Annotated in this window: 9 protein-coding genes and 1 riboswitch; of the genes, 2 read left to right on the forward strand and 7 right to left on the reverse strand. The window is 61.2% G+C overall.

What is annotated here, in order from left to right; translation table 11 throughout:
- Positions 1–2: 2 nt before the first annotated feature.
- Positions 3–1,496, forward strand: coding sequence for a 4-alpha-glucanotransferase (malQ, locus tag B5F94_RS03300; protein ID WP_087327638.1), 1,494 nt, complete (start codon positions 3–5; stop codon positions 1,494–1,496).
- Positions 1,497–1,546: 50 nt separating this feature from the next.
- On the opposite strand, the gene B5F94_RS03305 is transcribed toward malQ, so the two are convergent.
- Together B5F94_RS03305 and hemW are read right to left on the reverse strand one after the other, a co-directional pair.
- A complete protein-coding gene (locus tag B5F94_RS03305) occupies positions 1,547–4,564 on the reverse strand; it encodes a phosphodiester glycosidase family protein (RefSeq protein WP_087327641.1) in 3,018 nt (1,005 codons plus the stop codon).
- 95 nt (positions 4,565–4,659) lie between these two features.
- Positions 4,660–5,862 (reverse strand): radical SAM family heme chaperone HemW, encoded by a 1,203-nt coding sequence (hemW, locus tag B5F94_RS03310; protein WP_087327644.1) that lies wholly within the window; start codon positions 5,860–5,862, stop codon positions 4,660–4,662.
- A gap of 140 nt (positions 5,863–6,002) precedes the next feature.
- Between hemW and B5F94_RS03315 the strand changes: the two genes are divergently transcribed.
- Entirely contained in the window at positions 6,003–6,905 is a 903-nt protein-coding gene (locus tag B5F94_RS03315) for an RluA family pseudouridine synthase (protein ID WP_087327648.1), read from the forward strand.
- Positions 6,906–6,948: 43 nt separating this feature from the next.
- Here B5F94_RS03315 and ribE read toward each other — a convergent pair whose 3' ends face one another.
- The 5 genes from ribE to B5F94_RS03340 form a co-directional block, all read right to left on the reverse strand.
- A complete protein-coding gene (gene ribE / locus B5F94_RS03320; protein WP_087188224.1) occupies positions 6,949–7,416 on the reverse strand; it encodes a 6,7-dimethyl-8-ribityllumazine synthase in 468 nt (155 codons plus the stop codon).
- Position 7,417: 1 nt separating this feature from the next.
- Positions 7,418–8,647: a bifunctional 3,4-dihydroxy-2-butanone-4-phosphate synthase/GTP cyclohydrolase II gene (locus B5F94_RS03325; RefSeq protein WP_087327651.1), complete on the reverse strand. Its 1,230-nt coding sequence runs from the start codon at positions 8,645–8,647 to the stop codon at positions 7,418–7,420.
- A gap of 15 nt (positions 8,648–8,662) precedes the next feature.
- On the reverse strand, positions 8,663–9,292 hold the full coding sequence (locus B5F94_RS03330; RefSeq protein WP_087327654.1) for a riboflavin synthase: 630 nt from the start codon (positions 9,290–9,292) through the stop codon (positions 8,663–8,665).
- Positions 9,273–10,379, reverse strand: coding sequence for a bifunctional diaminohydroxyphosphoribosylaminopyrimidine deaminase/5-amino-6-(5-phosphoribosylamino)uracil reductase RibD (ribD, locus tag B5F94_RS03335; protein WP_087327657.1), 1,107 nt, complete (start codon positions 10,377–10,379; stop codon positions 9,273–9,275). The genes B5F94_RS03330 and ribD overlap by 20 nt, the downstream gene beginning before the upstream one ends.
- A 120-nt stretch (positions 10,380–10,499) precedes the next feature.
- A riboswitch (FMN riboswitch) is annotated at positions 10,500–10,617 on the reverse strand.
- A 47-nt stretch (positions 10,618–10,664) separates the two neighbouring features.
- Positions 10,665–12,050 (reverse strand): alanine/glycine:cation symporter family protein, encoded by a 1,386-nt coding sequence (locus B5F94_RS03340; RefSeq protein ID WP_087188228.1) that lies wholly within the window; start codon positions 12,048–12,050, stop codon positions 10,665–10,667.
- Between the last annotated feature and the right edge of the window lies 1 nt (position 12,051).

A 12,051-nucleotide genomic window follows, 5' to 3' on the forward strand; every position in this document is an offset into this window, starting at 1 on the left:
CTATGCGGACCGGCGGCATCCTGATGCACCTCACTTCGCTGCCATCCCCCTACGGCGTGGGCACCATGGGCGCCTGTGCCCGGCGGTTCGTGGATTTCCTCCAGGCGGCGGGCCAGTCCCTGTGGCAGATCCTGCCCATCTGTCCCACCAGCTATGGAGATTCCCCCTATCAGAGCTTTTCCACCTTTGCCGGTAACCCCTACCTCATTGATCTGGACGACCTGGCGGCCGACGGCCTGCTGGACCGGGCGGATTATGAGGGACTGGACTGGGGGAGCGACCCCCAGCGGGTGGATTACGGCAAGCTGTATCAGAACCGCTATCCGGTGCTGCGGAAGGCCTGCAAGGCGCTGCTGGCCGCACCCACCGCGGATTACTGGGCCTTCTGCGAGGAAAACTCCTTCTGGCTGGAGGACTACGCCCTCTTTATGGCTATGAAGGAGGCCAACGGCGGAGAGCCCTGGACCGACTGGGAACCGGCCATTCAGAACCGGGACCGGGTGGCCCTCAACCGGGTGCGGCGGGCCCTGGCCGCCGATCTGGCCTTCTGGCGGGGGGTGCAGTACCTCTTTTTCCGCCAGTGGAAGGCACTCAAGGAATACGCCAATGGGAAAGGCATCCGAATCATCGGGGACCTGCCCATCTATGTCTCCGCCGACAGCGTGGACGTGTGGGCCCACCCGGAGCAGTTCCAGCTGGACGAGCACCGGCGGCCCACCGAGGTGGCGGGCTGTCCCCCCGACGGCTTCTCCGCCGACGGCCAGCTGTGGGGCAACCCCCTCTTTGACTGGGACTACATGGAGCGGGACAATTTCTCCTGGTGGGTGCGCCGCATCGCCTATCAGTGTGAGATCTACGATGTGCTGCGGATCGACCACTTCCGGGGCTTTGACGCCTACTACGCCATCCCCTATGGGGAGCCCACCGCTCAGAACGGGCGGTGGCGGCAGGGACCGGGGATTAAACTGTTTCAGGCTGTGGAGCGGGCTCTGGGCAAAAAAGAGATTATTGCGGAGGATCTGGGCTTTTTGACCCCCTCGGTCCACCGGCTCCGGGATGAGACCGGATTTCCCGGCATGAAGGTGCTGGAGTTTGCCTTTGACAGCCGGGATAAGGAGGGACCGGCCTATCTGCCCCACAACTATCCGGTCAACTGTGTGGTCTATGTGGGCACTCACGACAACGAGCCCGCCATGGGCTGGCTGGTGACTGCCCGGCCGGAGGATGTGGCCTATGCCCGGGAGTATCTCCACCTGGACCAGCAGGAGGGGGAGAACTGGGGCATGATGCGGACGGTTTGGGCCAGTGTGGGCCGGTGCGCCGTGGTGCAGATCCAGGATGTGCTGGGCCTGGGTTCGGAGGCCCGGATGAATATCCCCTCCACCCTGGGCCGCAACTGGACCTGGCGGGCGGCGGAGGGCTTTGACAGCCCGGAACTGGCGGCCAAACTCCACCGGCAGATGGAACTGTATGGACGGTTGCCCAAAACAGAATAAAGGCAAGAAAAAAGTGCGCGTCAGCGCACTTTTTTCTTGCCTGTTTCATATTACAGCATGGCGTACAGCAGCTTGGCCACCTCGCCCCGGGTGATGGAGTCGGAGGGGCGGATCAGATTGTTGTTGCCGCTGACTACGCCCTGGGTGACCAGAATCTGTGTGTAGGAGAGGGCCCAGGAGGGGACCTGACCGGCGTCGTCAAAGGTTAGATCGTTGGCGGTGTATCCCTTGGCCTGGGTGCGGCCCAGAATGGTGATGGCCTCTGCCCGGGTGATGGTGGACATGGGATTGGCCAGCAGCTGGCCGCCGCTGGAGGCGCCCTGAAGGATACCCAGGCTGTACATGGCCTTGATCTCGTTGAGAGCCCAGGAGGGAATGGAGTCGGCATCGGCAAAGGGCAGCTCCACATTGGCATACTGCTCCAGGTCCAGATCCATCCACCGGGCAACCAGAGCGAAGAACTCTGCCCGGGAGATGTTCTTGTTGGGCTCGTACTGGGGAGTGGCTCCACCGGTGCCCTGGGAGATGCCCTGGTCGTACAGGAAGGTGGCATAGGGTTCGGCCCAGTGGCCGGTCATGTCGCCGAAGGGGCTGGTCCGGCTGGAGGAGGGCTTCACATCGGCGGAGGCCCGGGCCAGATTGCCGCTGGCATCAGAGGCAGTAACGGTGACCCGATGATAGCCGCTGTCGGCGGCAGGCAGAGTGGCAGTGAGGGTACCGGTGCTCTCATTCCAGGTGCCGGTCAGGACCTTGCCGTCGTAGGTGAGAGTGACGTTGCTCTGGGGGATGGTCTGGTCCAGATCGTCCTTGACTGTGGCAGTGAGCTGGGTGCCCTTTACCGACACGGAGACGGTGGGGGCGGTGTTATCAGTAACCTGCTGATTGGCAGTGACCAACTGATCCAGCCAGATGGAGCCGATTTGCCGCTCCGCACCGCCGCCATAGACCACATCCAGACTGGACAGGGAGGAGGCGCCGGTGGGCAGCTGGACCATGACATACTTCCAGCCGGTGAAGTCCAGAGCGGTCAGGAGGAATTGCTGGGTCTGCCCATCCTGGTCAGCGGTGGTAGCCATCAGGGTATTGCCCGAACCGTTGCCATAGACCCACATACCCAGCCAGCTCTCCCCTTCGGGAATGGAGAGGGAGGTAGACAGACTGGCGGAGCCGCTGGTGGCGTCGTAGGACAGCTTCAGGCTCTGGCTGCCGTTGTGTACAAAGTCCAGGCTGGTTTCTGCCTCGGCGGTGGCGGTATTGGTATTCTGGAAGGAGGATAGGTTGCCCTCACAGGTATCCAGCGTCTTGACATGGCTGGCGATGGTCACGGGAATGGTGACGCTTTTGCCGCCGGCGGAGACGGTGAGCTTGCCGCTGCCGCTGTTCTGGGAGGCGGTCAGTACACCGTTTGCATCTACCGTGCCCAGTGAAGCGTCCATAGACCAGGTGAAGCAGGTGTCCTGGGCGGTGAGAGCCAGGGTGCGGTAGGTGGCGGAGGCCTTCAAATCGATCTGCTGGCCGGGATTCAGGTTCAGGGAGGTGACTTTGGAGCCGGTAGACTCATTGGAAATGGTGATGGTGTCCGGCGTGGCCACAGTGGTCAGATAGGCGGTACCCGAGTGCGTGCCGTCCGTTGCGGTGACCTGGTAGAAGCCGCTCTTGCTGCCGGCGGTAAAGAGTCCGCTTTCATTGACGGTTCCGCCGCCGTCAGAAACGGACCAGGATACTGTGTTTCCGGTGGTGGGATAGTAGTTGGTATCCAGGCCGGTGGCGGAGAGCTGAACTGTGGCGCCGGAGAGCAGCATGGAGTCGGTGGGGGTCACATAGTAGCTGTCCAGCTCACCAGTGGGCTGAAGGGTGGTGGTCAGGAAGATGGCGGTGCTGTTGGAGCGTTGAGAGCCATCGGAGGGGCGGTTGACCACCTGCATTCCATTGGTGTCCGGATAGGTAGCGCCGATGGTGGTAGAGCCGCCGCCGTCCATGGCGATGGCCTCCACACAACCCAGTTCTACCAGGCGCTGAGCCGCCTGGGACAGAGTGCAGCCCACGCTGTAACCGGACTGCTTGCCGTCCAGAGTGTAGAAAATCACGGTGCCGTCGGCCTTGACGCCCACTGCAGTCCAGGCGGTGCGCTCCGAGGGCAGGCCGGATGAGACCACCTTGCCGTCAGTGACGATCTTATAAGTACCGCCCAGAGCCTGGGTAACCGAGTTCCAGCGCTCATCAGTGCTGGTGATGGACAGGGTCACCGTATCGCCGGGCTGGAGGGCGCGGAGCTTGGCCAGAATGTCGGTGTTGTCCTTGGCATTCATGGTGAGGACGGCCTTGCCCTCTGGGATGGCGATGCTGCCGGTGGACTCCAGTACCTGGTCCACAGTGTACTGGACTTCCTTGCCGATGGTGGGCTGAGTGGCATAGACTCCTGTGCCGTCGTCCACCGGGGTGAGGATTACGTCCACGCCGGGGTCGGTGTTCTGGGTGGTGGAAGCAAAGTCGGAGGTGAGCAGGGTCAGTCCGCCGCTGGTGTCGCTGGCAGTGATCTTGCGGACCTTGTTGATGGCACCGCTTAATTTATAGGTGGCGCCGTCAAAGGTAACGGTGGTGGAGAGGGCGGGCTGACCGATGAAGGCGGTACCGTCCTCGTTGAAGCCAATGGCCCAGGAGCTGTTGTAGTAGGGGGTGGCCCGCACCACGCCATCGGTGACCAGCAGGCCTACCGTAGAGCCGGTGGAGAGTACATACCAGTCTCCGTTGATGCCGGAGACTACCCGCTTCCCCTGGTTTTCCAGATTCTTGGCCATGCTGGACAGGGTGAGCCGGTCCAGTACCTTGTTTCCGTAGGCCACAGTGGGCACTACATTTTCATTGGGGCTGTAAGAGATGTAGTACTCGTGGCGCAGATCGGAGTAGGTGTCGCTCCAGAAAATGTTTTTTCCCAGAGTGGCGCCCTGAGACAGAGGGACCTGTCCTGTGTGCAGGTCCCAGCCCAGGGCGTATGAGGCCGACGCCGCAGTGACCGTCAGGGCCAGAGCCAGGCCTGCTGCGGCGCATCGCCGGATGAAGTGCTTCATGATTGTCCTCCTATGGTAGGGTGAAAAGATACATACGTTATGTTAACACAAATACCCCCGCTTGTAAACAAGCGGGGGTATTTGTACCCAAATCTTTATTCTGCGTCCTCGGGACGGCCTTGTTTCAATCGAGGAAGGGTTTTCTCCAGGGTCGCCTCTTCCTGGATCACCAGCAGATCTCCAATGAGCTGATTGGACACCAGGAAACCCTTGGGGGTCAGATGCCAGCGGCGGTCGTGGCGCTCCGCCCAACCGTGGCGCTCATAGTCCTCCAGCTTCTGCTCGATGGGGTCGAAGTCCAGGAAGAACTCTCGGCGGTATTCCCACTCCTCAATGCCCCGGGTGGTACGCAGCCGGAGCATGAGGTACTCACTGCCCCGCTCCCGGGCGGGGATCAAGTCGGAGGAGTCGATCACCACGCCTCCCTCCAAAACGCCGGAGATATAGCCCTCCAGGTCCCGGATAAAGGAGTAGCGCCGCCCGCCGAAGTCGGAGTGAGCGCCGGGGCCAAAGCCAATATAGGGATGGCCCATCCAATACTTCAGATTATGGCGGGACTGATAGCCGGAACGGGCGAAGTTGGAGATTTCATACTGGCGGTAGCCCTCTTTTTCCAGCCGTTCCACGGTCCAGAGGTACATATCCGCCTGGGCGTCATCGTCGGGCAGCTTTTCGCCCCGGGAGACCCGGTAGTCCAGAGGGGTACCCGACTCCACCTTCAGGCCGTAGCAGCTCAGGTGCTCCGGCTTGAGGGTGAGAACCTGCTCCACCGTGTCCTGCCAGCTTGCCAGATCCTGACCGGGCAGACCGTAGATCAGGTCCAGACTCAGGTTCTGGAACTTAGCCTGCCGTGCCAGGGTGACCGCCTGAACCGCCTGTTCAAAGGTATGGGGGCGGTGAAGGCTCTGAAGGGCCTGGTCACAGGCGGACTGAACGCCCAGGGAGAGCCGATTGACCCCAGCCCGACGGAGGGCCTGGAGCATTTTCAGATCCACACTGTCCGGATTGCACTCCACGGTAATTTCCGCGTCCTTAGCCAGATCAAAGCGTTTGGCGATCAGCCGCAGCAGCTCCCGCAGCCGCTTTTCCCCATAAAAACTGGGTGTGCCGCCGCCAAAATAAACGGTGTCAACTTGCCAGCCTCTGGCCTGAGGGGCGGTTTCCTTGAGATGGGCCAGTAAGGCCTTCTGGTAATCGTCCATCCGCCCCTCCTGGCCGGCCAGGGAGTAAAAATCGCAGTAGTCGCATTTGCTGCGGCAAAAGGGAATGTGGATATAGATACCCAGTTTTTCTGCCATAGACGGCGCCTCGCTTCCTGGAAAGGTGCAGTGGTGCTACCCAAGTATCACTTGCTTATCTAACTATTATACATGAAAAAGCTCAATTTGAAAAGCATAGCCTGCCATGCTATACTCAAAAAAGAGAGGAGGGGGACACAATGCCCCAACAGGATGGACGGCGGCTGATACTGACGGTGGCCTCGGCATGGGATGGAGAGAAGATCGACACCTTGCTCCGCCGGGAGCTGGGACTGTCAGGTACTGTGATCAAACGGATCAAATGGTTGGAGGACGGCATCCTGCTGGATGGCGTCCGGGCTATCACCGGCCAGCGGGCAGCGGCGGGACAGGTTCTCTCGGTGCGGGTGGACGATCCGGAGCGGCCTGAGGCTGTGGCCCCCACGCCTGGGCCGGTGGATGTGGTCTATGAGGACCAGGACCTGCTGGTGGTCAACAAGGCCCCCGGTGTACCGGTTCATCCTGGACCAGGCAACGGCAGGGATACCCTGTGCAACTATATCGCTTATGATTACCAGCAGAAGGGGAAAACGGCGGGGATCCACCCGGTCCACCGGCTGGATAAAGGTACTTCGGGACTGCTGGTGGTGGCCAAGCATCCCCACGCCCAGGAGAAACTGAAAGGTCAGATGCACACCGGGGCCTTCCGGCGGATCTATCTGGCGGTGTGCGACGGGGTGCCGGAGCCGGAACAGGGCAGGGTGGAGGTTCCCATCGGGCGGGTCCCTGGTTCTCTGATCCAGCGTCAGGTAGATCCGGCGGGCCAGCCTGCGGCCACCTGCTACCGGGTGGTGGAGCGGGCAGGGGACCGGACCCTGGTAGAGCTCATTCTGGAGACGGGCCGAACCCATCAGATCCGGGTCCACATGGCATGGCTGGGCTGTCCTCTCACCGGCGACTTCCTCTACGGCAGGGAGGACAGGGGTCTCATTGCCCGGCCAGCCCTCCACTCATCAGAGCTCTTTCTGACCCATCCCATCACCGGGGCGGCTCTCCACTGGACTGCACCTCTGCCGGATGATATGGCAGTGCTGCTGCGTTAAAAAGGGGCTGCTGCAAAATGCAGCAGCCCCTTTTAGTCCTGTTTCAGCCCAGTTTGCTGAAGAGATTGACCATCTCGATGGCGGACAGGGCGCAGTCGTAGCCCTTGTTGCCTGCCTTGGTGCCGGCACGCTCGATGGCCTGCTCAATGGTGTCGGTGGTGAGTACCCCGAAGAGCACCGGCTTGCCGGTCTGGAGAGAGGCCTGAGCCACGCCCTTGGACACCTCGGCGCACACATAGTCGTAGTGGGAGGTGGAGCCACGGATGACAGCGCCCAGGCAGATTACCGCGTCATACTTGCCGCTCTGGGCCAGGTGGAGGGCGGCTACCGGAATCTCAAAGGCACCGGGTACCCAGGCAACGTCAATGTTCTCGGTGGGAATGCCGTGACGTACCAGGCCGTCCTCTGCGCCGGAGAGCAGCTTGCTCACGATAAACTCGTTGAATCGGGACGCCACAATGGCGATGTGCAGGCTTTCGCTGCCGATCAGTTTTCCTTCCAGAATGTTCATGTCAAATACCTCCCTGAATCTTATCGTCGTCGGTCACCTGCTCCAGCAGGTGGCCCATTTTTTCACGTTTGGTCCACAGATAGAAATGGTCGTGTTCCTGGGGCGCGATCTCGATTGGAACGCGTTCGGTGATCTCCAGGCCAAAGCCGGACAGACCGTAGATCTTGTCCGGATTATTGGTCAGAAGGCGCAGTTCCTTGACCCCCAGATCCCGGAGAATTTGAGCTCCGATCCAGTACTCCCGCAGGTCGGGGGCGAAGCCCAGCTTGATGTTGGCCTCCACCGTGTCATACCCCTGCTCCTGGAGGGTGTAGGTTTTCAGCTTGTTGATGAGACCGATGCCCCGGCCCTCCTGCCGCATATAGAGCACCACGCCACGGCCCTCTTTTTCGATGCGCTCCATGGCGGCGGCCAGCTGCTGGCCGCAGTCGCACCGCTGGGAGCCAAACACGTCGCCGGTAAGGCACTCGGAGTGGACCCGGCACAGCACCCCCATGCCGTCCCCAATATCGCCTTTGACCAGAGCCACATGGCTTTCGCCGGTGAGGTCGTTGGTGTAGCCGTAGATGGTGAAGTCACCGTATTTGGTGGGCATTTTGGCCACCGCCTCCCGGACCACGTGCTTGTCGTGGAGGCGGCAGTAGTCCTGGAGATCTTTGATGGTGATGACCTTGATGCCCCAGGCCTCAGCATTTATCAGCAGCTCGGTGGTGCGCATCATGGTGCCGTCCTCCCGCATGATCTCGCAACACAGGCCGCACTCGGCAAGGCCTGCGTGGCGGCACAGATCCACCGTGGCCTCGGTGTGTCCGTTGCGGGCCAGCACCCCGCCCCGGCGGGCCACCAGGGGGAACACATGGCCGGGTCGCCGGAACTCCTCCGGCCTGGCGTCGGGAGCGGCGCACCGGCGGCAAGTGAAGCCCCGCTCCTCGGCGGAGATGCCGGTGGTGGTGTCCACATGGTCGATGGACACGGTAAAGGCGGTCTGATGGTTATCGGTGTTTACCTTTACCATCTGCTCCAGTCCCAGCCGGGCGGCCACGGCCTCCGACATAGGGGTGCAGATCAGACCCTTGGCATGGACTGCCATAAAGTTTACGTTCTCGGTGGTGGCAAACTGGGCGGCGCAGATCAGATCGCCCTCATTTTCCCGATCCGGGTCGTCGATGCACATGATGAGGTGTCCGGCCCGCAGCTCCTCCAGGGCCTCCTCAATGGTGGCAAATCCCATGGTATGTATCCTCCTTTAAAAACCGTGTTGAGCCAGAAATTCCATGGTGATGCCGGAGGACTTGGGTGCCTCCCGGCCCAGCAGTCTGGCCACGTACTTTCCTAAAATATCTGTCTCCAGGTTGACGGTGTCTCCCGCCTTCCGGTCCAGCAGGGTGGTCTGGGCCCCGGTGTGGGGGATGATGGAGACGGAGAAATCCCGGTCAGTGACGGCAGCTACCGTCAGGCTGATGCCGTCAATGGCGATGGAGCCCTTCTCCACAATACCGGAGAGCAGTTCCGGGGCGGCGAAGATGGTGACCCACACCGCATTGCCCTCCCGGCGGAGGGAACTGACTATGCCGGTACCGTCAATGTGGCCGGTGACGATGTGGCCTCCAAAACGTCCATCTGCTGCCATGGCCCGCTCCAGATTGACCTGGGAGCCGGGATGCAGTCCGCCCAACCCAGTGCGCCGGAAGGTTTCCGGCATCACGTCGGCGGTAAAACCGGCGGGGGAGAGGGCGGTTACCGTCAGGCACACCCCGTTTACCGCGATAGAGTCCCCCAACTTGGTGCCCTCCAGTACGGTGCGGGCGGCCAGTTCCAGGCTGCCTGCTCCCACTTTGCGGACGGTGCCCAGTTCTTCAATGATTCCTGTGAACATTCTGTATCACCTCGTATTCCAGCAGCAGGTCCTCGCCCATGGGGGTACAGGTGGGGGAAGAGAGCTGCCAGCAATCCTCCGGACAGTCTACCCCCCGGCCCTCCACCGGGCTTTTGGCCTCCGCTCCGCCGAACAGCTTGGGAGCCAGGTAACAGTATACTTTCTGTACCAGTCCCTGCCGCAGCATGGACTCATTGAGTCCGCCGCCCCCCTCCAGCAGGATGCCGTCAATCTCCCGTTTTCCCAGCTCTGCCATCAGGGCGGGCAGGTTCACTCTGCCGTCGGCGCCGGGCAGGTCCAGTACTGTGATCCCAAGGTCCTCCAGGGCAGCCCGCTTGTCCGGCATGGGGGAGGCACAGGCCACGATGGTGGGCACCTCCTTGGCGGTGCGGACCAGGTTGGAGGTGAGGGGGATGCGTAGCTGGGAGTCGCAGATGATGCGTACCGGATTGCGGCCGCCCTCCATCCGGCAGGTGAGCATGGGGTCGTCCTGGAGCACCGTACCAATACCTGCCAGAATGCCACGGTACTGGTGCCGCAGAGTCTGAACGTGAGCCCGGGCGGTCTCTCCGGTGACCCACTGGGACAGGCCGGTATGGCAGGCGATCTTGCCGTCGGCAGTCATGGCGTATTTTATGGCCACATAGGGGGTCTTGTGGGTGATGTAGTGGAAGAATACCGGGTTCAGGGTATCGCACTGGTTCCGCATGAAATCTTCTTCCACGTCTACCCCGGCTTGCCGCAGCAGGGTCGCTCCCTTGCCGTGGACCAGGGGGTTGGGGTCCCGGGAGCCGATGACCACCTTGCCAATGCTCGCATCCAGAATGGCCTGAGTGCAGGGGGGCTGACGGCCCTGGTGGCAGCAGGGTTCCAGGGTGACATACAGGGTGGCTCCTGTCGGGTCCTCTGTGCAGGCAGCCAGAGCCTCCCGCTCGGCGTGGAGGCCGCCGCAGCGGCGGTGCCATCCCTGGCCAATGATGCGGCCCTCCTTCACCAGCACCGCCCCTACCAGGGGATTTGGGCTGGTCCATCCGGTACCCCGTTGGGCCAGCTTTATAGCCAGCCCCATATAGTCGGTGTCGTTCATATTCGCTTCTCCCTCCTTTTCGGGACGAAAAAAGCGCCCCGAAGCAACTTCGGGGCGCTGAGAAAGCATCTACGGGGCGGAATGAAACGGATATAAAGCAGGGGTAAGATTCATTCCCACCGGCGTCTTCTTCCATCCAGACTTTAACTGTCGGTTTTGGAATTGCACCAAATCCTGCGCTTACGCGCTCGCGGACTTTACCGCCGATCGGGAATTTCACCCTGCCCTGAAGACTGCATATGAACTTGTTGGCCTTATCATAGCACTGTGGAAAAGTGTTGTCAACTATTTATCTACGCTGGGGATCTCCGTGGTGTCCACTTCGTCCAGGTGGCTCAGGTAATATTTCGTCTCTTTTGCGATGACTCCGGACAGCAAAAGAACCGCGATCAGGTTGGGGATGGCCATGAGGGCGTTGAGGATATCAGCAATGGTCCACACCAGGTCCAGAGCCAGCACGGGGCCCACCACCACAACGGCTACAAAGAGAATCTTGTAGGGGAGAATGGCCTTCTTGCCCCACAAATACTGGGCGCACCGTTCGCCGTAGTAGGACCAGCCCAGGATGGTGGACCAGGCAAAAGTGATGATACCCACCACCAGAATTACCGGTCCCAGTACGGGAATCTGGGAGAAGGCCAGGGTGGTCAGCTTGCCGCCGTCGGTGATGTCGGCCATGTTGATGGCGGGATTTTTCATAATGGTGGATACCAGCACCAGGCCGGTCATGAGGCACACCACCACCGTGTCCCAAAAGGTGCCGGTGGCGGACACCAGGGCCTGACGCACCGGATTGCGGGTTTGGGCGGCGGAGGCCACCAAGGGGGCGGAGCCCATGCCGGACTCGTTGGAGAACAGGCCGCGGGCCACGCCGAAGCGCATGGCGATCATCAGACCCTGACCCACCAGACCGCCGGCCACCGCGCCGGGGGTGAAGGCCAGACGAACAATGGCGCCGATGGCGGGGAGGATGAAGTCGTAATTAAAGCCAAGGATGATGATACAGCCCAGTACATAGAAGGCGGCCATGAAGGGTACCAGTTTTTCACAGACGCTGGCAATGGAGTTGATGCCGCCAATGATAACGATGGCGGTGAGCAGGCCGCCTACAATGCCTACCACGATGGGCGGAATGGGCAGGGGAATGTTGTTCTCAATGACTTCGGCAATGGCATTGATTTGGGTGCCGCAGCCGATGCCGAAGGAGGCCAGCGCAGCCAGGGCGGCAAAGAGGACACCCAGCCATTTCAGGCCAAGGCCACGCTCCAGCGCGTACATGGCGCCGCCCTGCATTTTGCCGTCGGGGGTGCGGACCCGGTACTTTACGGCGATGAGGGACTCGGCGTACTTGGTGGCAATACCGAAGATGCCGGCGATCCAGCACCAGAACACCGCGCCGGGGCCGCCCAGGAAAATGGCGGTGCCCACACCGATGATGTTGCCGGTGCCGATGGTGGAGGCCAGAGCAGTTGTGAGGGCCTGAAACTGACTCACGTCTCCGGGGGAGTCGGGGTCACGGGTTACGGACAGGCGAATGCCCGTAAAGGTTTTGCGCTGGATGAAGCCGGTGCGTGCCGTCATAAACAGGTGGGTGCCGAAGAGCAGCACGATCATGGGGATACCCCAGATAAAGTCGTCCAGCCAGTTGATGAAGGATACGATTACATCCATA

The sequence above is a fragment of the Flavonifractor sp. An4 genome (genome assembly GCF_002161755.1).
GTDB lineage: Bacteria > Bacillota > Clostridia > Oscillospirales > Oscillospiraceae > Flavonifractor > Flavonifractor avicola.

Bases quoted from the DNA above. Each gene is read 5' to 3' on its own strand.
- malQ (WP_087327638.1), top strand. From the start codon at position 3: ATGCGGACCGGCGGCATCCTGATGCACCTCACTTCGCTGCCATCCCCC.
- B5F94_RS03325 (WP_087327651.1), bottom strand. From the start codon at position 8,647: ATGGGATTTGCCACCATTGAGGAGGCCCTGGAGGAGCTGCGGGCCGGA.
- B5F94_RS03305 (WP_087327641.1), bottom strand. From the start codon at position 4,564: ATGAAGCACTTCATCCGGCGATGCGCCGCAGCAGGCCTGGCTCTGGCC.
- B5F94_RS03340 (WP_087188228.1), bottom strand. From the start codon at position 12,050: ATGGATGTAATCGTATCCTTCATCAACTGGCTGGACGACTTTATCTGG.
- ribE (WP_087188224.1), bottom strand. From the start codon at position 7,416: ATGAACATTCTGGAAGGAAAACTGATCGGCAGCGAAAGCCTGCACATC.
- B5F94_RS03330 (WP_087327654.1), bottom strand. From the start codon at position 9,292: ATGTTCACAGGAATCATTGAAGAACTGGGCACCGTCCGCAAAGTGGGA.
- ribD (WP_087327657.1), bottom strand. From the start codon at position 10,379: ATGAACGACACCGACTATATGGGGCTGGCTATAAAGCTGGCCCAACGG.
- hemW (WP_087327644.1), bottom strand. From the start codon at position 5,862: ATGGCAGAAAAACTGGGTATCTATATCCACATTCCCTTTTGCCGCAGC.
- B5F94_RS03315 (WP_087327648.1), top strand. From the start codon at position 6,003: ATGCCCCAACAGGATGGACGGCGGCTGATACTGACGGTGGCCTCGGCA.